This is a genomic window from Brachybacterium sp. J144, assembly GCF_036321705.1.
GTDB lineage: Bacteria > Actinomycetota > Actinomycetes > Actinomycetales > Dermabacteraceae > Brachybacterium.
Genome location: NZ_JAZDCG010000007.1, coordinates 87915 through 107279 on the forward strand (window position 1 = coordinate 87915; position 19365 = coordinate 107279).

A 19365-nucleotide genomic window follows, 5' to 3' on the forward strand; every position below is an offset into this window, starting at 1 on the left:
AGGTCAGCCGGGCACGTCCAGTCGCCACAGGTCCTCGGGGAGGTCGAGGTCCGCACCGTCGTCGAGATCCGTGCAGTCCACGAGCTGCACGTGATCCCGTCGGGCGCGGAGCAGGTCGCGGGCGCCCACATCCGCGTGCGCGGCCTCCGCGGCGGCGGCGGTCCAGGCGGCGTCGAGCAGCACCGGATGGCCCCGTCGGAGCCCGCCGGAGGCCTCGCGGTGGGCGGCGGCAGTGATCCCGCCGGGGCGGTGGACGGACAGCACCCGGGCCACCTCCGCCGCGCACGTCCCGGGGCGGTCCACCGGCGTGACCAGCACGTCGCGGCCCGCGCCGATCGCGGCCAGGCCGGTGCGCAGGGAGGTCCCCATCCCCTCGCGCCAGCGCGGGTTCTGCTCCGTGCGCGCCCACGGCAATCCGTCCAGGACGGCGCCCACCCGCTCGGAGTCCGCGCCCGTGACGACCACGACCTCGGCGCAACCGCCGTCGCGCAGGGCGCGAGCGACGTGCTCGACCAGGGGGGCGCCGCGCAGGAGCAGCAGCGCCTTGGGGCCGCGGCCCAGGCGCCGTCCGGCGCCCGCGGCGAGGATCAGGCCGACGGGAGGCGCGGACGCCAGCCGGGGGACGGCGAACGACGCGGCGCTCACCGTGCCAGGAGGTCGCTGCCGAACACCGGCAGGTCCCGCGCTCGCACCCCTGTGGCATGGTGGATGGCGTTGGCGATCGCCGCGGCGGCGCCGACGATGCCGATCTCGCCGATGCCGCGCGCGCCGAGCGGCCCGGCCTGGGGGTCCTCCTCGTCCAGCCAGTGCGCCTCGAGGGAGCGGATGTCCGCGTTGACGGGCACGTGGTACTCGGCGAGGTCGTGGTTGACGACGTGTCCGAAGCGGGGGTCGAGCTCGCCCTTCTCGTGCAGCGCCATCCCCACCCCCATGGTCATCCCGCCGAGGAGCTGCGAGCGGGCGGTGCGGGGGTTGATGACCCGCCCGACGGAGAACACCCCGAGCATGCGGTCCAGGCGGATCTCGCCGGTCTCCTCCTGGACGCGGACCTGCGCGAACTGGGCGCCGTAGGAGTGCATGGCGAACTGCTTCTCGGCAGGGTTCTCCGCCGCCTCCCCGATCGCCTCGACGCCGTCGGCCGGGGCGGTGCCGAGCTCGCGACGGAAGGCGTCCGCGGCGGCCAGCACGGCCGCGCTCCAGCTGGCGAGCCCGGTGGAGCCGCCGGCCACGGTCGCGTTCGGCAGCGCGGTGTCGCCGATCCGCAGCGCGATGCGGTCCGGGTCGACCTCGAGGGCGTCGGCGGCGACCTGGGTGAGAGCGGTCCACGTGCCGGTGCCGAGGTCGGCGGCGCCGATGCTCACCTCGTAGACCCCCGCCTCGTGACGGATCAGGGCCTTCGAGCCGGGCTGCCGGGATGCGGGGTAGGTCGCCGAGGCGACACCGGTTCCGATCAGCCACCCGCCCTCCCGGCGTGCGCGGGGCCGCGGGTCGCGGTCGGCCCAGCCGAAGCGGGCGGCACCCTCGTGCAGGCAGTCGATCAGCCGGCGTCGGTTGAAGGGCATCCCTGTGTCAGGGTCATGCTCCGGCTCGTTGCGCACCCGCAGCTCGATCGGGTCCAGCCCGCAGGCCTCGGCGAGCTCGTCCATCATGATCTCCAGGCCCACCATCCCCGGTGCCTCGCCGGGAGCGCGCATCCAGGAGGGGACGGCGAGGTCCAGCGGGAGCACGCGCTGGGCGATGCGACGGTGCTCGCCGGTGTACATCTGCCGGGAGGGTTTGATCGCCACCTCGGGGAACTCCTTGGTGCGCGAGGAGCTGGAGACCGCCTCGAGCCCGAAGGCGGTGATCGTGCCGTCGGCCCGGGCGCCGATCCGGAAGCGCTGGGAGGTGGCGGGCCGGTACCCGGTCAGCGCGAACATGTGCTGGCGGGTGACGGCATGCTTCACGGCGCGACCGGGCACGGAGTGCGCGGCCAGCGCCGTGAGCATCATGTCCGCATGGGGCAGGCCCTTGGAGCCGAAGCCGCCGCCGACGTACGGGCTGATGATCCGCAGCTGCTCGGGGTCGATGCCCAGCATCGGGGCGAGGGTCTGCCTCGCGGGGTGCACGCCCTGGGTCGACGTCCACAGCGTGAGCTGCTCGCCGTCCCAGCGGGCGATGGTGGTGTGCGGCTCCATCGGGTTGTTGTGCTCGAGAGGGGTGGAGTACCGCTGGTCGACCACGATCTCCGCCGCGGCGAGCGCGGCCTCGAGGTCACCGGTGTCGATGTCGTCACCGCCGCCCTCGGGTTCGCGCACTGCGGGGTGGTCGGGACGGAAGTCGGCGTCGTGCGGCGCAGCCTCGGTGGTGACCACGACGAGGTCGGCGGCGTGGCGGGCGGCCTCCGGGGTCTCGGCCAGGACGGCGCCGAGGTACTGGCCGCGGAAGCCGATCCGGCCGTCCTGGAGGATCGCCAGCTCGCCGTCCTCGGTGTCGGCGAGCCGGAGGGCGTTCTCGTGGGTGATCACGCGCACCACACCGTCGAGCGCGAGCGCGGCCGTGGCGTCGATCGCGGTGACGCGGCCGAGCGCGATCGTCGAGCACAGCGGGAAGAGATGGAGCGGATCCTCGACCGGGTGCTCGTAGGCGTAGGGGGCGAGGCCGCGCACCTTGTCGGGCCCGTCCAGACGCACCCGCGGGGTGCCGATGGAGGAGGCGCGCAGGAGGTCACTCATCACGGGGCTCCTCGTTCTCCTCGCCCAGGCCGGCGAGCTCGGCGAGCACGCTCACCATCACTCCTTGGGCCATGGTCACCTTGAACTCGTTGCCCGCGACGGGACGGGCCTGCTCGAGCTCGGCCGCCGCGGCCCGGCGGAAGCTCTCGCGGGTGGCGGGGGCACCGGCGAGGAGCTGCTCGGCGCGGCGGGCGCGCCAGGGGGCGTGGGCGACGCCTCCGAGGGCGATCCTCGCGGAGAGGATCGTGGGCCGCGCGGCGTCCGGGTCGAGCTCGAGCACCGCGGCGACCGAGACCAGGGCGAAGGCGTAGGAGGCGCGGTCGCGGATCTTGCGATACGTGGAACGGGTGCGGGCTGCTCGGTCGGGCGGGGGCAGCTCGACGGCGGTGATCAGGTCGCCGTGCTCGAGGACCGTGTCGCGCTCGGGCTCGTCCCCCGGAAGGCGGTGCAGCGCGGTGAGGGGCAGGCGCTTCTCGCCGTCGCTGCCCAGCACCACCACGGTCGCGTCCAGGGCGGCGAGCGCGACCGCCATGTCCGAGGGGTGGGTGGCGATGCACGCATCGGATGCGCCGAGGATCGCGTGGTAGCGGGTGTAGCCCCCGATCGCCGAGCAGCCGCTGCCCGGGGCGCGCTTGTTGCAGGGGGTGGTGGGGTCCTGGAAGTAGACGCAGCGGGTGCGCTGCAGCAGGTTCCCGCCGGTGGTGGCGGCGTTGCGCAGCTGGCCCGAGGCGCCGGAGAGGAGGGCGCGCGAGAGCATCGGGTGGTCGCGGCGCACGCGCGGATCGGCGGCGAGATCGCTGTTGCGGACCATGGCGCCGACGCGGAGGCCGCCGTCCGGCAGGTCCTCGATGTCCGCGAGGTCGACACGGCCGAGGTCGACCAGCAGATCGGGGGCGGTGATGCCGAGCTTGAGGTGGTCGACGAGGTTGGTGCCGCCGGCGAGGTAGGTCGCGCCGGGCCGTTCGGCGACCGCGGTGACGGCGCCGGCGGGGTCTTCCGCGCGTACATAGTCGAAGGGTCTCATCGGTCCGTCCCCTCGCTCGCGGCGCTCGCCCCGGCCACCTGCTGGACGGCGGCGACGATGTTGACGTAGGCGCCGCAGCGGCACAGGTTCCCGCTCATCCGCTCGCGGATCTCGTCCTCGGTGAGCTCGATCGGGTGGTCGTGGCCGTGGTCGTCGGTGACCACGCTGGGGTGCCCGTCGGCCGCCTCGCGGAGCGCGCCGGTCGCGGAGCAGATCTGCCCGGGGGTGCAGTAGCCGCACTGGAAGGCGTCCTGCTCGAGAAAGGCGGTGTGCAGGGCGGAGAGCTCGCCGTCGGGGGCGAGGCCGTCCGAGGTGAGCACCTCCGCGCCGTCGAGGGACACGGCCAGCAACAGGCAGGAGTTCAGCCGCCGCCCGTCGACCAGCACGGTGCAGGCGCCGCACTGGCCGTGGTCGCAGCCCTTCTTCGGGGACATGTTCCCCAGGTGGTCCCGCAGCGCGTCGAGCAGGGTGGTGCGCGGGTCGACGGTCAGGTCATGCGGCTGACCGTCGATGACGAGGTGGACTGGATGGCCCATCGGGCGCCTCCGGATCAGGTCGGGATTCGACCGTACTGGCCGCCCGAGGGCTCGGCAACCGGTTCCGCCGGACACCGACCGATCGTTCGCCTGCGCCGCGGGTCAGCCGCTGAAGCCGCCGGTGCCGGCCATGTCGCGGAAGCGCGAGTACTGGCCCTCGAAGGAAACGGGGACGGTCGCGGTCGCGCCGTTGCGGTGCTTGGCGACGATGAGGTCCGCCTCGCCGGCGCGCGCGGACTCCTTCTCGTAGTAGTCCTCGCGGTGGATCAGCACGATGAGGTCCGCGTCCTGCTCGATCGAGCCGGACTCGCGCAGATCGGACATCATCGGGGTCTTGTCCTGGCGCTGCTCGCTGCCGCGGTTCAGCTGCGAGATCGCGATGACGGGGACCTCGATCTCCTTCGCGAGGAGCTTGAGGGCGCGCGAGAACTCGGAGACCTCCTGCTGGCGGGACTCGACCTTCTTGCCCGAGCTCATCAGCTGCAGGTAGTCGATGACCACGAGCTTGAGGTCGTGCTTCTGCTTGAGCCGGCGGCACTTCGCGCGGATCTCCATGAGCGACATGTTCGCCGAGTCGTCCATGAACAGCGGGGCGTCGGCGATGCGGCCCATCGCGCGGGCCATCGCCTGCCAGTCGCGGTCGTCCATCGAGCCGTCGCGCATGCGGTGCATCGGCACCTGCGACTCCGCGGAGAGGAGGCGCATCGTGATCTCGGTCTTGTCCATCTCGAGGGAGAAGATCACCGAGGCCATGCCGTTGTGGATCGAGGCGGAGCGCAGTACGTCCATGCCGAGGGTCGTCTTGCCCATCGCGGGACGGCCGGCGAAGATGATCATCTGCCCCGAGTGGAGGCCCTGGGTGAGCTCGTCGAACTGGGCGAAACCGGTGGGGACACCCGTGACCTGGCCGCCGCGGTTCTGCGTCGCCTCGATCTGGTTGAGGGTCTCGTCGATCACCTCGCCGAGGGCCACGAAGTCCTCCGAGGAGCCGCGCTCGGTGACCGCGTACACCTGGGCCTGGGCCTCGTTGATGACTTCGTCGACCTCGCCGCCGTCGGCCGCATAGCCGAGCTGGACGATGCGGGTGCCCGCCTCGACGAGGCGCCGCAGCGTCGCCCGCTCGACGACGATCTCGGCGTAGAAACCGGCGTTCGCCGCGGTGGGAACCATGTCGATGAGGTCCGCGAGGTAGGCGCCGCCGCCCACGCGCTGCAGCTCGCCGCGCTTGGAGAGCTCGTCGGAGACGGTCACCAGGTCCGCCGGCTCGCCGCGGCCGTAGAGGTCGATGATGGCCTCGTAGATCATCTCGTGCGCGGGTCGGTAGAAGTCGTTGCCGCGCACGGTCTCGACCACGTCGGCGATCGCATCCTTGGAGAGCATCATGCCGCCGAGCACGCCCCGCTCCGCGGCGAGGTCCTGCGGCGGGGTGCGCTCCAGACCGCGGTCGGATCCGGCTTCGAAGGCTTCGGTGGAGGTCACCCGGACAGTGTAGGAAGCTCCGCCGACGGTCGGGGACGCGGAGCCCCCGCTGTGGACTCACCGCTGCCGGAAGACCACCACCCGCTGCACCGCGTAGCTCAGCGCGGACAGCAGCAGATCCGCCGCGATCTTCGCGCCGAGCAGCGGCACGCCCACCGCATGCAGGGCGCTGACCAGGGCGATGTCGGCAAGCAGCACCCCTGCGGCGAGGCCGGCGTAGCGGGCGAGGGCGCGTCCCAGCGGCACCCGTCGGCCGCCGCGGAACACCACATGCCGGTTGAGCGCGAAATTCGTCCCCGCGCTGATCAGCCGGGCGATCGCGAGGGCGAGCCACACCGGGGCGCCGAGCCCCGCGAGGGCCAGGAACAGCCCCGTGTCCAGGGCGAAGGCGGCGAGTCCGCTGCCGGCGAAGGCGAGCACGGGCGCGAGCACCCGCAGCGAGTCCCGGACCGGCCGGAAGTGGCTCGTCGCGTTCTCGTCGACGTAGAGGGTCGCGATCGTCACCTCGCGCAGCGGGATCCCGCGCCGGGCCGCCGCAACCAGCAGCGCGTACTCGTACTCGTAGCGGTCACCGGGCACGGTCCCGGCCCAGTCGAGCAGGGTCGCGGGGATGCCGCGCAGGCCCGTCTGGGTGTCGCCCAGGCGCACCCCGGCCACGGCCTCGAAGGCCCACGAGCTCACGACGTTCCCGAGCCGGGAGCGCAGCGGCACCTCGGGGCCGGTGAAGGAGCGCACGCCGAGCACGATCGCCGGGGCCCCGTCGGCCGTCGGCGCCACGACCGCAGTGGCAACCCGCAGCACGTCCAGCAGCGAGTGCTGACCGTCGGCATCGGCCGTGACCACGCAACGGCCGGGCAGCTCCGCGCGCACCAGGTCGAGAGCGGCGCGCAGCGCCGCGCCCTTGCCGCGGTTCTCCGGGAGGCGCAGCACACGGGCGCCGAGCACCTCGCAGGCGTCGAACGTCACGGCATGGTCCGGGCCGGAGCCGTCGTCGACCACGACGCCGTCGACGCCGAGGGCGGCGAGCGCCCCGACCAGCTCGAGCAGCTCGGGCCCCGGGGCGAGGGCGGGGATCACGACGACGACGCCGCCCGGGGCCGGCACGGGGAGGGCCGAGGGACGGACGGAGAGACGGGTGCGGTGCAGGATGCTCATCGCTCAGCCAGCCACGTAAAGGATGTCGCTGGTGGCGCGCTCGCCGCCGTTGCTGGGCTGGTTGACGATCTCGCCGTCGAAGATCATGACGCTGGATCCCCCGCCGTCGAGGTTGTAACCGGTGGTGCAGCCGAGGCCCGCGAGGATCTCGCCGAGCTCCGGCAGGGTCGCGCCCCGCGAATAGCCCTCGCTGCGACCGTCGACCACGAGGAACACCAGGTGGTCATCGCCGATCACGCCGATCGCGGTGCGCGGTTGCTTCCCCTGGATCGAGTGGTTGCCGATGTTCGTGTCGATCTCGACGTCCTCGACGCCGTCCGGGACCGCGCCGTCCACGAGGACGGCGGGGCCGAAGCTGAGGGTCTGCCAGACGCCGGCGTCGAGCAGCTCCTGGGCGCTGGTGGCGGTCTCGTCGTAGACCTCCACGCGGCCGTCGGCGTAGAAGGCGAGGCCGTCCCGGGCCGGCTCGTCGCGGTAGGCGACGCCGTTGCGGATCACGATCCCGGTGTCGCGGAAGCCGTAGTAGTCGCCGTTGATCGCAAGCACGGCGTCCTGCGCGGCGGCGATCGCGCTCGGCTCCTCGGTGATGTTCTGGCCGAAATCGTCCTGCGCGAAGGCGGAGCGGATGATGCTCGCGCCGCTCACCTCGATCTCCGCCGCGTACCAGGCGAGGGCCTCGGAGCCGGTGCCGGTCGCGGTGGAGGTGAGCGTGATCGTCGTGGTCGAGGAGGTGTAGCCGGTCGCGGTGTACGTGCCGTCGGTCGCGAGGGCGACGGCGGTGGCGGAGGTGCCGGCGGCCTCCTCCGCGGCGGAGACGCTCGCGACCTCGACCTTCTCCCGCAGGAAACGGTCGTAGGCCCAGGCGGCGGAGCCGCCGGTGCCGGCGAGGAGGGCGAGGCCTCCGCCCAGGAGGGTCCGGCGGGCGAGGGCCCGGGGGCGGGCGGGTTCGGTGCTGGTGTCCATGCCGGAAGCGTCGGACGCGCTGCTGTGCCGGGGGCCCGCGGGAGCTTGTGCGCTCGCTGTGCGTCCTCCCCGTCGCCTGCCGTTCACCTCACATACATCCACGACAGGGCGGACATAGGCGATGCACAGATGCGGACCGGAGGGTTGCCCCATCACCACCCACCCCCGAGGAGCACCCCATGTCCGTCTATCTCCTGTACGCCCTCGACCTCGCCGCCGTCCTCGTCCTGACGTTCGGCGTGTACTGGCCGCGCCACCGCCGCCGCGACCTGGTCGTCGCCTTCCTCGGCATCAACGTGGGCGTGCTCGCCGTCGCCGCGCTGCTCGCCGGCTCCGCGGTCTCCGCAGGCCTGGGCCTGGGCCTGTTCGGGGTTCTCTCGATCATCCGCCTGCGCTCGGACGAGCTGGCCCAGCACGAGATCGCCTACTACTTCGCGGTGCTCGCCCTGGGCCTCGTCGCCGGGCTCTCCACCACCCCGAGCGCCCTCGCGATCGGCTTCATGGTCCTGATCGTGGCGACCATGGCGATCGTCGACCACCCCGCGCTGCTGGGAGCCCACCGCCGCCAGGTGGTGGTCGTGGACCGGGCGATCGCCGACGAGCCGACGCTGCGTGCCCACCTCGAGGAGACCCTCGCCGCCGACGTCACCACCCTGAGCGTGCAGCGCCTGGACACCGTGTCCGACACGACCGTGGTCGACGTCCGCTACCGGGTCCGCCGGGGGCGCCGGACCGCACCGCTCGAGGCGGCCCCGATCGTGCGCCCCACGGCTCCGAGCTCCGCGCAGGGCAGCCCGGCGGAGGCGATGAGCCGATGAGCGCCCTCGACGCCCTGCCCGCGGTGTCCCTCGAGGAGATCACCGAGCGCGCCGCCCTCCTGACCCGCACCGACCGCAAGTACCTCGTGCCCCGTGAGGAGGTCGAGGAGCTGCTCGCCGCCTCCCCCGCCGCCCTGCGGGCCCTCGAGATCGACGGCCGCCGCCGCCAGGCCTACCTGTCCCTCTACTACGACACCGTCGACCTCGCCTCCTATCGGGCCGCGGCCACCGGCCGGCGTCGCCGCTGGAAGGTGCGCCGCCGGGTCTACGTGGACTCCGGAGCGTCCTTCCTCGAGGTGAAGACCCGCACCGGCCGCGGCGAGTCCGCCAAGGTGCGGATCGCCCTCGATCCCGGTCGGGAGGAGGCGGACCCGCTCACCGATCCGCTGGACGGCCCTGCTCTCGACGAGGTGCGCCACCTGCTCGCCGCAGCGGACTGCCCGGTCCCCGTCGGCCCGCTGCGCCCCGTGCTCACCACCACCTACGACCGCGCGACCGTGCTGCTGGAGGCGGAGGACGCGCGCCTCACCCTCGACGAGCACCTCGTGTGGACCGGTCCCGAGGGGCAGACGCGCCACCTCACCGACCAGGTGGTCGTGGAGACCAAGGCCGGCACCCGCCCCTCGAGCCTCGACCGCGCCCTGTGGCGCCGCGGCCACCGCCCTCAGCGCCTGTCCAAGTTTGCGACCGGCCTCGCCCTGCTCTACCCCGCACTGCCCGCGAACCGCTGGCACCGCACCACCGGCCGGCTCCACCCGGCCGCCTGAGATCCGTCCCACCCGAGAGGACCCCGCCATGACCTCCACCGCCACTCCCCGACGCCGTTCCCTGCGCCGCCTGAGCGCGGCCCTCGCTGCGGGTGCGGCGACCCTCGCCCTCGCCGCCTGCGGCGCCGCGACCGCCGTCACCGGCACCACCGACAGCACGACCTCGACCACCGGGACGACCACCGCGACCGCAGCTGCCGACCTGACCGGCCTCGACACCCACGTCGACGAGGACGACCTCACCTGGGACGCCGCGGAGGAGCAGACGATCGAGCTCACCGGCGAGAGCGTGACGATCACCGAGGGCGGCGTCTACCGCGTCTCGGGCACGCTCACCGACGGCCAGCTGATCATCGCGGCCGGCGACGACGAGACCGTCACGATCATCCTCGACGGCGCCTTCATCACCTCGAGCACCGGTCCCGGTATCGCCGTGACCAGCGCCGACGAGGTCACCCTCTACCTCGAGAAGGGGAGCTCGAACAGCGTCGCCGACGGCTCCGGCTACGAGGTCACCGACGACTCGACCCCCGTCGCGGCGATCGCCTCCGCCTCGGACCTCACGATCGCCGGCCCGGGCGCGCTGACCGTCACCGGCAGCACCAACGACGGCATCTCGTCCTCGGACGGCCTCGCGATCCTTTCCGCGGACCTGACCGTGACCGCGGTCGACGACGCGGTGCGCGGCAAGGACTACGTGACCATCTCCGGCGGCAGCCTCGACCTGACCAGCGGCGGCGACGCCGTGAAGTCCGACAATGCCGAGGACGCCGACCGCGGCTGGGTGCTGATCACCGCGGGCACCCTCACGATCGACGCCGGCGACGATGGCATCGATGCGGAGCAGGCCGTGGAGATCCTCGACGGAGCGGTCACCATCGCGCAGTCCGTCGAGGGCGTCGAGGCGCAGGACATCCTGATCAGCGGCGGGACGCTCGACATCACCGCTTCCGACGACGGCCTGAACGCGACCGCCGCGGACAGCGCGGACTCGACGGACGGGAACGGCGCCGGCGCCGATCAGAGCCGCGAGGCGGACGACGGCTCGTCGCTGTCGATCACCGGCGGCACCGTCACCGTCGACGCCGATTTCGACGGCCTCGACTCCAACGGCTCGATCTCGCTGACCGGCGGCGAGGTGACGATCACCAGCGCGGACAACGGCGGCGACTCGGCCGTGGACGCGAACGGGGACGTGACCCTCGACGGCACGACCCTCACCGCCAACGGCACGGAGGTCACCTCCGCCGAGGAGCTGTCCGCGGGCGGCATGGGCGGCGGCATGCGCGGCGGGATGGGCGGCGGGCCCCGCGGCTGACCGACCAGGTCAGTCAGTCGGGGATGACCACCCCGGCGGCCTGCTCCGGGTGGCGCTGTAGCCAGCTCTCCACGAAGGGGCAGATGACGACGACGGACAGGCGGGCCGCGCGCGCCTCGGCGAGCGCGGTCCGCACCAGCACGGAGGCGACCCCCTCCCCGCGGTGGGCGGGGTCGGTGACGGTGTGGATCAGCTCGATGCGGCGTCGGCGCCGCTCGTAGATCATGATGCCGACGGTCTGATCCTCACGGATCGCCTCATAGCGGCTGGCCACGGCGTTGTCCCGCACCCCCATCCGGGCGCGGGGGTCATGGGTGTGGGTCTCGGGGTCCTCGAGGCTCTCGGCGGGGTCCGTGGTCATGGCGGGGCTCCTTCCGGCCGCTGCCTCCACGGTACGGGGATCACCCCTCGGCGCGCATCACGCGCACGTCCCCCTTGCCGGTGCGGGCCTCGACCTCGAGGGTGCGCTCGGCGTCGCCCACGCCCTCCACCGGGGTCAGGCGCACGTCCCGCTCCCCGAAGCCGGTGGCGAGGTCGAGGCGCGCCGCGGTGCCGGGGGCGACGGAGATCTCCACGTCGCCGAGGCCGCTGCGGGCGGTGAGGCGGCCCTGGACGGCGCGGCGCACGCGGACGTCGCCCGCGCCGGTGCTGAGGGAGGCCTCGCCCGACAGCTCGCCCACCTGCAGATCGCCCGTGCCGCTGCTCAGCCGGGTGCGCTCCTCGGCGCCGCGCTCGACGCGGATGTCACCCGAACCGGTACGGGCCTCGAGGCGGCCGAGCACCCCGTGCACCGCGATCTCTCCCGCGCCGTCGTCGAGCACGGCGCGGGATCCGGCGGGGACCACGACGGTGACGTCGAGCTGGCCGGTGAGCCCCTCGGCGGAGCGGACCATCGAGCGCACGGACTCGGCGATCCGGTCGGAGAGAGGGGCACCGTCCTCGCCGGCCGGGCGGAACAGGCCGCTGAGACCGCCGCCGAGGCTGCGGGCCTCGTCGGCCGGGGCGTCGACACGCAGCCGGCCGTCCTCGCAGCGGATCCGCATCCGCTCGGCGAGGGCGCGGGCGGCCTCGCCGTGCGGGGCGAGCTCGACCCGCGCGACGGTGCCGTGCTCGGCGCGCAGGATGAGGGCGCCGCGAATGTTCTGGACGGTGACGTCGATCGGGCCGTCGACGGGGAACTCATGGACGAGAGGGCTGGTCATGGCGGGGATCCGATCTACTGGAGGCGGCGAGGGCGCGGTGCTCAGAGGAACCAGCCGCTGGTGCGGCCGTGGCTGCGGCGGACGGACGGGCCGGTCGTGCCGGAGCTGCCGCCGCCGTCGAGATGGGCGGTGAGGGCCCGCACGAGGAAGGTGTTCAGGCTCAGCCCCTCCGCCGCGGCGGCCTGCTCGAGCCGGTCCTTGAGGTGCTGGGGCGGGCGGAAGGCGACCCGGGCGGTGGCGCCGTCGGCCTCCGGGGGCGCGGGGGGCACGGGCGGGGGCGGCGGGACGGGCGGCACGGGGGCCGATGGCGGCTCCGGGGCGTGGACCTGCACCTCGAGCTCGCCGCCGCGGAGGGCGAGGTCCACGCGGCCGGGGGCGATCTCCGCGGAGATCTCCCCGGCGAGCTGGGAGAGGGCGTCCTGCAGGGCGAGCCGCAGCGCGGGCTCGACGGAGACGGCGAGCAGTTCGGCGGCGCGGCGGGTGGGCTCGTCGCCGACGGCGGCGGCCGCGGTGAGCTGGTCCTGGACGGTGCGGGTGAGCGCGCGGAGTTCCATGACCCCATCGTGACGCCATAGTGGCACCACGTCAAGAGTCGGGCTCAGCGGGCGGGGCCCTCCGGGCCGAGAGCCGCGAGGAGCTGCTCGACGCGGGCCACGTCCTCGTCGCGCCCGAGATGCGCCCAGCCGTCGCGGGCGCGCCGCGCCGCCCGTCGGGCGCGCCCCGCCTCGCCGCGCTCGGCGAGCAGGTGGGCGTGACGGTCCTCGAGGTACGCGCCCCAGTACCGGGCCCGGGCGTCGTGCCCCACCGGCATCGCGTCCAGGGCCCGCAGCGCCTCCTGCCGGCGCTCCTCGTAGGCGGTGGCGTCGGCGGCGTCCCCCTCCGGTCCGCTCTCCGCGAGGGCGTGACCGGTGGCGAGGAAGAGTCCCACCCGGGCATCGACCACGTGGTCCCAGAGCAGCTCGGGGCGCAGCAGATGGCCGCCCCCGCCCTCCCGGGCGCGGCGCAGCACGCCCGCGGCCGCGATCTCGACCTGGGTCCGATCGCCGAGGTCGAGGGCGCGGCGCAGGGCGAGGGCGTTGGCGGACAGCTCCGTCTCCAGCAGCGGGACGCGCTCCGCGGCGGGGGTGCCCAGGTCGTCGGCCAACCAGCGCGCCTCGGACGCGAGGCGCCGCAGTTCCCGCAGGGATGCCGCATGCTCGCCGGTGCGCTCGTGGATGCTCGCCGCGAGCCGCGCCACCTCGAGCGCGGCGCGGTGGTCGCGGCGCTCGCGGGCGATGCGGCGGGCCTGCTCGAGCGGCACCCGCGCGGCCTCGTAGCGCTCTGCCTGCACCCGCTGGGCCGCGACCGCGAGCAGCGGTCCGGTGCGCAGGGCGTCGGAGGGGAGGGTCCGTTGCAGCGAGGCCAGGCGTCCCGCCGTGAAGGAGGCCTGCGCCGTCGCGCCCGCCGCCATCAGGGCGACCAGCAGGTCGGTGATCAGCCCGATGCGCAGCGGCGGGTCGTCGACCTCCTCCATCAGCCGCAGCGCGCCGAGGGAGTGCCCGGCGGCGAGCAGCGGGCGCTCGGTGCCGAGGGTGCGGGCGAGCACGGCGTGCGCGGAGGGCACGATCCGCAGCGGATCCGGGGCCGCACCCCCGGGCTCTTCCCCCGTCGGCCCCGCCTCGAGCAGCTCGAGCAGGTCCAGCGCCGTGGTCGTCGCCGCCCGGTGGTCGCCCGCGCCCGCGAGGGTCTGCGCGAGGCGGAGGCGCAGCTCGGGCTCGGGATCGCCGAGCAGCTGGTCGCGCGCCGCGGGCAGGGCGCGCAGGGCGGCGCGGAGGCGGGCGAGGGCACGACGGAGGTCGCCGCCCTCCGGCAGACCCTCCGGCGCGAGAGAGGTCAGCTCGAGGCCGCGAACCACCGCGAGCACCGGCGCGGGGATCTCGGCCCGCTCCCCGCGGTGACGCCCCGCGGCCGGGGCAGAGCCAGTGGCAGGAGCGGAGCGGGCATCAGTGCGGGCCGGTCCCCGCTCGAGCAGCACCTCGACCGTCGCCGCGGCCTGGGCGGGGCGGCCGCTGCGGCGCAGCAGGGAGACGATCTCCGCGGCGTCCTGCCGCGCGCGCTCCGCGGAGCCGGCGAGGTGCGCCGCACGCAGCGATACCCGCAGGAGCAGGAGCCGGGTCTCGGGCGGGGCCGAGCGCCGGCGGAAGCGCTCTATCAGCGCCTCCGCCTCCTCGCGCCGCTCGGCGTGCAGCAGGTCGTGGGCGCGCGAGGCCGCGCCGAGCACCCCGTCGGGGCTCGGCAGCGGCAGCGACGGCGGCCGCAGCGCAAGGCGCAGCGCGTCCAGCGTCGGCGGCTCGTCCCGCTCCCCGCCCCCTGCCGGCAGCGAGGCGGCGTCCGAGAGATTCACGAAGGGCAACCTACCAAGCACCCGCTGGACATCCGGTGGCCGGATTCCTGTCAGCGCCCGGTGACTCGGGCTCCGTACACTGGGCGCGGCACCGGCATCGTCCCCCGGGCCGTGAAAGGCGCGCAGTGACCCTCGGATCGACCCTGCGGTCGGGCCGGCCCCCTCAGGAGGCGGCTCCCTTCGGCGACTCCTCCCCCGAGATCCGCGCCGGCCACCTCCACCTCGATGCATCGATCGTCCCGGTGGTGCGCACCGGTTTCGACGTCGACGCCTTCACCCGCCGCGGCACCGAGCGACTCCCGGTGGACGCCGCGGCGATCGCCGCGGCCCCGGCCCTGCCGGCGGAGGTGCGCACCGCGCTCGGGGTGCTGCAGCGCCTCGAGGCCTCCGCCCTCGCCGAGTCGCGGGCGATGCTCGCGACCGCAACCGCCCGTGAGGCCCGCATCACCGCCTTCCTCGCCACCTGGATGGTCGACCGCTTCTGGCAGGCGAGGGCGCTGCGCGATCTGCTCGAGGCCGACGTACGCGCCCCCGCGAGCGGTCGCCCCGGCGCGGACCCGGAGGAGCACCACTCCCGTCGGCCGCTGCACGTGCTGCGCAGGATCCACGTGGACCGGGTGCAGCCGCTGCTCGGCCCGCTGTGGACGGCGCTGGCCGCCGAGGAGGTGCCCGCCGGCCACATGGCCCGGCTCGCGATCCAGGAGGCCTCGCTGCAGGTGGCCCTGCGCGCCGTCGCCCGCCGGCTCGGCGGCGAGGCGCTGCGCGTCGTCACCACCGTCGCCGAACGGCACGAGGAGTCCGTCGCCTTCTTCACCGCCGAGGCCCGCACCCGCGTGCTCCGCTCCCGGCGCGAGGCCGCCGTGGCCCGTCTCGTGCTCTCGCTCGACTCGCCGCTCGACGGCGGCGGCATCGTCGACCGGGATCTCGCCGCCGCGGTCGCCGTGATCGGCGCCGATGTCCGCGACCGCGCCGCCCTGCGCACCGCCCGACGGGAGATCACCCGTCTGCTGCCGGGCCCCGACCTGCCGGATCCTCGGCTCCGCGACCTGCCCCGACCCGGAGAGTGACATGGCCTTCGACCTGGACCAGTTCGCCGAGACCTCCGTCCCCGTGAAGTACGAGGACCTCGACTTCGACACCTTCGACTCCCAGCCGCTGGACGCGCAGACACTCCGCTCCCTGCGCTACATGTGCGATGTCGAGTTCCACACCTCGTGCTTCCTGCGCGACCTGCTGGTGACTCCCTCGCACCGCGAGGAGTCCGCCGGCGGCTTCATGACCATGTGGAACCGCGAGGAGTTCTGGCACGGCGAGGCGCTCGCCGCGGTCCTCGCCCGGCACGGCATCGTCGTGGACTACGACGAGCTGAAGGCCAAGCGGGTCAAGCTCGGCTGGCAGGGCGCGATCGAGCCGCTCAAGCAGTCGGCGCTGAGCAACCTCGTGGGCACCGACTTCGTGGCCGTGCACATGGTGTGGGGCGCCGCCAACGAGCTCTCCGCGGTCGCCGCCTACCGTCGGCTCTCCGCCCTCACCGATCACCCGGCGCTCTCCCCGCTGCTGCAGCGCATCGCCCAGCAGGAGACGCGGCACGTCGCCTTCTACACCACGCAGGGGCGGGAGAAGCTCGAGGCCTCGACGGGGGCGCAGCGCCTGGTGCGCCTGGTGCTCTCGAAGGTGTGGCGCCCCGTGGGCAGCGGCATGATGGACGAGTCCGAGGTCAAGCACGTCATGAGCCACCTCTTCGCCGGTCAGTCCGGGGAACTGGACAAGCTCGACAAGCGGGTGCAGAAGCTTCCCGGGCTCGAGGGGCTGACCATCTTCCGGAGTGCCTTCGCGCGACTCGGCATCGCCTGAGGGGGCCGCGCTGCTCCGCGGCGCGGCCCGTTACTCCTCCCCGTCCTCGTCCCGGTCCGTTGCGGAGCGGCCGCCGACGCCGACGGTCTGCCGCGCGGAGGCGTCCATGCGGGGCAGCCGGTGCTCGCGGGCACCCATCCGCGCGGCGAGGGCCTGCGAGGACACCATCACCACCGCTCCCGGGTAGTCGGCCAGGACCCTCTCGAGCATGGCCCGGCCGGCGTCGTCGAGATCGCCCTCGAGGCCGTCGATCACGAGCAACGGCGGCGCCCCGTAGACGGCGCGGGCGAGCGCGAGCCGGGCGCGGTCCGCGCGGCCCAGCGGCTCGCCGCCGCTGCGCAGCCTCGTCCGCATCCCCTCGGGCAGGGCGTCGGGGTCCAGCCCGACGAGCGCGAGGACCTCGCGGTCGTGGGCGGCGTCGAGGTCGGGCCGACGGTAGTGCAGGGCCCGGCGCACCGTGCCCCGCTCGAAGACGGTGCCGGAGCTCGCGCCGCCCACCAGCACCCGGGCCCGCTTGGCGGAGACCTGGCGCAGGTTCTCGCCGCCCACCCACACGGCGTCGGGCTCGTCGGAGTCCGGTCCGGGGGACAGCTCGAACAGGCGCCGCACGAGCTCGTGCGGGGAGTCCGGATCCTCGGAGACCAGCCGGATCCGGTCGCGGGAGCGGGCGCGCAGCGGCTCTCCCGGTGCGGTCAGGCCGGGCAGCTCGAGGTGGACCAGCACCTCGCCCTCCGCGCCCGGGCGCGGGGCCGGGAGCTCCGCGGAGGCCCGACGGCGGCGCTCGGCCCGCTCGCGCCGCGCCTGCGCTCCGGCGAGCGCGGGGCCCAGCACCATGCGCGCCGCCCGGTAGGTCTGGCGGTACTCGACGATGCGCCCCAGCTCGAGCACGGGGGTGGAGGCGAGGCCGGCCACGGCCATCGCCGCCATCGTCACCCCCGGCTCGAGGCCGAGATAGGTGCCGGTCGCGGCGACCAGCAGGGTGGTCAGGGTGGAGGCGACGATGCCGCCCGCGCGGATGGTGCCGACGGTCTCGGCACGGTCCACCGCGATCTCCACCAGGTCCCCGGAGGCCTCCCGCAGGTTGCGCAACTCGCGCTTCGTGCCGCCCGCGGCGAGGATCCCGTCGGAGGCGGTGACGGTGTCGGCGATGCGGGTCGCGAGCTTCCCGCGGGTGCGGCGCATCTGCCGGGTCTTGATCAGGGCGGTGCGCGCCCACGGCAGCATCAGCACGCCGAGGACCACCAGCGGCAGGCCCATGGCGAGGGCCAGAGCCGGGTGCAGCACCGCGAGGGTGGCGAGGCCGCCCCCGATCAGCGGGACGGCGACGACCAGCGGCGCGATGCCCTGGGACACCCAGTTGCGGACCCCCGAGAGGTCGTTGGTGGTGCGCGCGACGGTCACGCCGAGCGAGGTCGAGTGCCCCGGGGTGAGCGCGTCGCCGACCAGGGTCAGCCGCAGCTGGTGGACGTAGTCCTGGCCCAGCTTCTCGGCCACGACGCGCTCGTGCACCTTGAGGGCGCCGACGGCGAGGGCGACGGCGACGAGCAGCAGCAGGGCGCGGAGCAGCAGCGGGGAGCCGCCGACGGGGGCCGCCTGCATCCGCACCAGCGCCCAGGCGCTCGTCGCCCCCAGGGCCGCCTGCCCGAGGCCCAGCAGGACCAGCACCGCGAGCCAGCGCCGCCGCGCCCCGCGCAGCAGCGGGGGCAGCGGCGGGGCGTGGCGGAGCAGCCCGTTGGGGAGGCGCTCGGGCGCCCGCGAACGGTCACGACGCACGGGAGCCGGCTCCCTCCAGCACGTCCGCGAGCAGGGCCCGCGCCACCTCGGCGCGGCCCAGGTCGAAGGTCGCCGTGACGGGCACGTCGAGGGCGCGTCGGGCCTCCGCCGTCGCGAGCGGCGAGCTGGTCACCACCCCCGAGACGGCGACGGGGGTGCGGCCGAGGGCGGAGAGGACGGAGGCCCCGCCGACGGCGCCGAGGGCGTCCCCCGCGGCGAACACGATGCCGTCGACGACCCGGTCCAGCTCGGGGTCGGCGAGGAGGCGGGAGGTCTCGCCCTGGTAGAGGCCGTCGGCGATCTCGAGGAGCACCACGTCGGGGCGCTCGGCGCCGCCCGCGAGCTCGTCGGCGAGGGAGAACACCAGGTCGCGCACCTCGTCGTAGGGGACGTCGAAGGTCGAGGGGTAGCCGAAGTCGGTGAAGTCCAGGACGCGGTGTGCCCCGGCGTCGAGGAAGAGGTTGTAGTCGTTGCCCGCACCGGTGCCGGTGGCCTTCGCGGCAGCGACCCGCAGGCCCGCGGCGGCGAGGCCGTGGGCCAGCTCGGCGAGCACCGTCGACTTGCCGGAGTTCATCGAGGTGCCGAGCACGGCGAGCACGGGCACGTGGTGCGCGGGGCGGTCGAGGCGGTCGGTCACCTGGCGGACGGGACGGTGCGCGGAGACCCGGGCGAGGGTGATCGGACCGTCGGCGTCGGCGAGCACGCCGACCGGCTCGATCTCGGTGGCCGCGCCGATCTTCGCGTGCTGCTCGACGACGCGGGAGGCGAGACCGCCCGCGGCCGCGAGATGCGCCGGGCCGAGATCGCCGGGGACGAGCGCCAGGAACTGGTCGGCGGCGTAGCGGCTGCCGTAGGCGACGACGATCTCGTCGCCCTCGAAGAGCACCGCGCGCCGGGAGGCCGGCGTCTCGAGCCGCTTGTGGTGGCCGATGGAGGTGACCCGGGCGAGGACCACCTCGCCGGCCTGCGGCACGTGGTCGCCGGTGAGCAGGTGGAGGCCCTCGGCGGAGCGCACGTGCGAGGCGACGGCGCGGGTCGAGAAGGCGTGCTTGGCCCGCTCCAGACGAGCCCGCAGCTCCGGGGCGGAGACGACGGTCTCGACCGGGGCGGGGGTCTGGGCGGTGGTGTGCTCGAGGAGGGTCATGGCGTGCTCCTGGGGAGGTCTGGGGAACTGACACGAGCAGTGAAGCGGGGGGCGATGAACCGGTGATGAAGCGCGGATGAGAGGCCTCTCAGGCGCGCTTCCCGCCCACTTCCCCGCCCGCCGCCGCCCGGCTCCGCGCGGTTCCCGCCCCCGCCACGAGTTACGGCGCCTGAGGGAGCATGTTTTTTTGGAAACGGTTCCTCCCACGAAAGAAGCGAGGGGGTGCCAGAGGGGG

General features: G+C 74.5%; 18 protein-coding genes. 5 read left to right on the forward strand and 13 right to left on the reverse strand.

The window, feature by feature from the left end; all coding sequences use genetic code 11:
* Positions 1-3: 3 nt before the first annotated feature.
* From V1260_RS04680 to V1260_RS04710, 7 genes are all read right to left on the reverse strand, one after another.
* Positions 4-645 carry a nucleotidyltransferase family protein gene (locus V1260_RS04680; protein WP_329745636.1) on the reverse strand — a complete coding sequence of 214 codons (642 nt, stop codon included), beginning with the start codon at positions 643-645 and terminating at the stop codon, positions 4-6.
* Positions 642-2714: a xanthine dehydrogenase family protein molybdopterin-binding subunit gene (locus V1260_RS04685; RefSeq protein WP_329745637.1), complete on the reverse strand. Its 2073-nt coding sequence runs from the start codon at positions 2712-2714 to the stop codon at positions 642-644. The genes V1260_RS04680 and V1260_RS04685 overlap by 4 nt, the downstream gene beginning before the upstream one ends.
* On the reverse strand, positions 2707-3738 hold the full coding sequence (locus tag V1260_RS04690; RefSeq protein ID WP_329745638.1) for an FAD binding domain-containing protein: 1032 nt from the start codon (positions 3736-3738) through the stop codon (positions 2707-2709). The genes V1260_RS04685 and V1260_RS04690 overlap by 8 nt, the downstream gene beginning before the upstream one ends.
* On the reverse strand, positions 3735-4274 hold the full coding sequence (locus V1260_RS04695; RefSeq protein WP_329745639.1) for a (2Fe-2S)-binding protein: 540 nt from the start codon (positions 4272-4274) through the stop codon (positions 3735-3737). The genes V1260_RS04690 and V1260_RS04695 overlap by 4 nt, the downstream gene beginning before the upstream one ends.
* 102 nt (positions 4275-4376) lie before the next feature.
* A complete protein-coding gene (dnaB, locus tag V1260_RS04700) occupies positions 4377-5753 on the reverse strand; it encodes a replicative DNA helicase (protein ID WP_329745640.1) in 1377 nt (458 codons plus the stop codon).
* A gap of 57 nt (positions 5754-5810) precedes the next feature.
* On the reverse strand, positions 5811-6908 hold the full coding sequence (locus tag V1260_RS04705; protein WP_329745641.1) for a bifunctional glycosyltransferase family 2/GtrA family protein: 1098 nt from the start codon (positions 6906-6908) through the stop codon (positions 5811-5813).
* Between the two features lie 3 nt (positions 6909-6911).
* Positions 6912-7871 carry a phosphodiester glycosidase family protein gene (locus V1260_RS04710; RefSeq protein ID WP_329745642.1) on the reverse strand — a complete coding sequence of 320 codons (960 nt, stop codon included), beginning with the start codon at positions 7869-7871 and terminating at the stop codon, positions 6912-6914.
* A 179-nt stretch (positions 7872-8050) separates the two neighbouring features.
* Here V1260_RS04710 and V1260_RS04715 point away from each other — a divergent pair, with 179 nt between their 5' ends.
* From V1260_RS04715 to V1260_RS04725, 3 genes are read left to right on the forward strand one after another with little or no spacing between them, the layout of a single operon-like run.
* Positions 8051-8689, forward strand: coding sequence for a DUF4956 domain-containing protein (locus V1260_RS04715; RefSeq protein WP_329745643.1), 639 nt, complete (start codon positions 8051-8053; stop codon positions 8687-8689).
* Positions 8686-9456: a polyphosphate polymerase domain-containing protein gene (locus V1260_RS04720; RefSeq protein WP_329745644.1), complete on the forward strand. Its 771-nt coding sequence runs from the start codon at positions 8686-8688 to the stop codon at positions 9454-9456. The genes V1260_RS04715 and V1260_RS04720 overlap by 4 nt, the downstream gene beginning before the upstream one ends.
* 28 nt (positions 9457-9484) lie before the next feature.
* Positions 9485-10774: a carbohydrate-binding domain-containing protein gene (locus V1260_RS04725; RefSeq protein ID WP_329745645.1), complete on the forward strand. Its 1290-nt coding sequence runs from the start codon at positions 9485-9487 to the stop codon at positions 10772-10774.
* Positions 10775-10787: 13 nt separating this feature from the next.
* Here the strand turns inward: V1260_RS04725 and V1260_RS04730 are convergent, their stop codons facing one another.
* From V1260_RS04730 to V1260_RS04745, 4 genes are read right to left on the reverse strand one after another with little or no spacing between them, the layout of a single operon-like run.
* Positions 10788-11135, reverse strand: coding sequence for a GNAT family N-acetyltransferase (locus V1260_RS04730; protein ID WP_329745646.1), 348 nt, complete (start codon positions 11133-11135; stop codon positions 10788-10790).
* Positions 11136-11175: 40 nt separating this feature from the next.
* On the reverse strand, positions 11176-11976 hold the full coding sequence (locus tag V1260_RS04735) for a DUF4097 family beta strand repeat-containing protein (RefSeq protein WP_329745647.1): 801 nt from the start codon (positions 11974-11976) through the stop codon (positions 11176-11178).
* A gap of 41 nt (positions 11977-12017) precedes the next feature.
* Entirely contained in the window at positions 12018-12530 is a 513-nt protein-coding gene (locus V1260_RS04740) for a histidine kinase (RefSeq protein WP_329745648.1), read from the reverse strand.
* 44 nt (positions 12531-12574) lie between these two features.
* Positions 12575-14359, reverse strand: coding sequence for a hypothetical protein (locus V1260_RS04745; RefSeq protein ID WP_329745649.1), 1785 nt, complete (start codon positions 14357-14359; stop codon positions 12575-12577).
* Positions 14360-14484: 125 nt separating this feature from the next.
* Here V1260_RS04745 and V1260_RS04750 point away from each other — a divergent pair, with 125 nt between their 5' ends.
* Entirely contained in the window at positions 14485-15426 is a 942-nt protein-coding gene (locus V1260_RS04750) for a hypothetical protein (RefSeq protein WP_329745650.1), read from the forward strand.
* A 1-nt stretch (position 15427) separates the two neighbouring features.
* Positions 15428-16213 (forward strand): ferritin-like domain-containing protein, encoded by a 786-nt coding sequence (locus tag V1260_RS04755; RefSeq protein WP_329745651.1) that lies wholly within the window; start codon positions 15428-15430, stop codon positions 16211-16213.
* Positions 16214-16243: 30 nt separating this feature from the next.
* On the opposite strand, the gene V1260_RS04760 is transcribed toward V1260_RS04755, so the two are convergent.
* Complete coding sequence (locus tag V1260_RS04760; RefSeq protein ID WP_329745652.1) at positions 16244-17986, reverse strand: ABC transporter transmembrane domain-containing protein; 1743 nt, start codon at positions 17984-17986, stop codon at positions 16244-16246.
* Positions 17976-19130: a DUF1611 domain-containing protein gene (locus V1260_RS04765; RefSeq protein WP_329745653.1), complete on the reverse strand. Its 1155-nt coding sequence runs from the start codon at positions 19128-19130 to the stop codon at positions 17976-17978. The genes V1260_RS04760 and V1260_RS04765 overlap by 11 nt, the downstream gene beginning before the upstream one ends.
* Between the last annotated feature and the right edge of the window lie 235 nt (positions 19131-19365).

What these genes read in the sequence shown, in the direction of transcription:
- V1260_RS04685 (WP_329745637.1), bottom strand. Translation starts at nt 2,714, where the DNA reads ATGAGTGACCTCCTGCGCGCCTCCTCCATCGGCACCCCGCGGGTGCGT.
- V1260_RS04690 (WP_329745638.1), bottom strand. Translation starts at nt 3,738, where the DNA reads ATGAGACCCTTCGACTATGTACGCGCGGAAGACCCCGCCGGCGCCGTC.
- V1260_RS04695 (WP_329745639.1), bottom strand. Translation starts at nt 4,274, where the DNA reads ATGGGCCATCCAGTCCACCTCGTCATCGACGGTCAGCCGCATGACCTG.
- V1260_RS04705 (WP_329745641.1), bottom strand. Translation starts at nt 6,908, where the DNA reads ATGAGCATCCTGCACCGCACCCGTCTCTCCGTCCGTCCCTCGGCCCTC.
- V1260_RS04710 (WP_329745642.1), bottom strand. Translation starts at nt 7,871, where the DNA reads ATGGACACCAGCACCGAACCCGCCCGCCCCCGGGCCCTCGCCCGCCGG.
- V1260_RS04715 (WP_329745643.1), top strand. Translation starts at nt 8,051, where the DNA reads ATGTCCGTCTATCTCCTGTACGCCCTCGACCTCGCCGCCGTCCTCGTC.
- V1260_RS04720 (WP_329745644.1), top strand. Translation starts at nt 8,686, where the DNA reads ATGAGCGCCCTCGACGCCCTGCCCGCGGTGTCCCTCGAGGAGATCACC.
- V1260_RS04725 (WP_329745645.1), top strand. Translation starts at nt 9,485, where the DNA reads ATGACCTCCACCGCCACTCCCCGACGCCGTTCCCTGCGCCGCCTGAGC.
- V1260_RS04730 (WP_329745646.1), bottom strand. Translation starts at nt 11,135, where the DNA reads ATGACCACGGACCCCGCCGAGAGCCTCGAGGACCCCGAGACCCACACC.
- V1260_RS04735 (WP_329745647.1), bottom strand. Translation starts at nt 11,976, where the DNA reads ATGACCAGCCCTCTCGTCCATGAGTTCCCCGTCGACGGCCCGATCGAC.
- V1260_RS04740 (WP_329745648.1), bottom strand. Translation starts at nt 12,530, where the DNA reads ATGGAACTCCGCGCGCTCACCCGCACCGTCCAGGACCAGCTCACCGCG.
- V1260_RS04755 (WP_329745651.1), top strand. Translation starts at nt 15,428, where the DNA reads ATGGCCTTCGACCTGGACCAGTTCGCCGAGACCTCCGTCCCCGTGAAG.
- V1260_RS04765 (WP_329745653.1), bottom strand. Translation starts at nt 19,130, where the DNA reads ATGACCCTCCTCGAGCACACCACCGCCCAGACCCCCGCCCCGGTCGAG.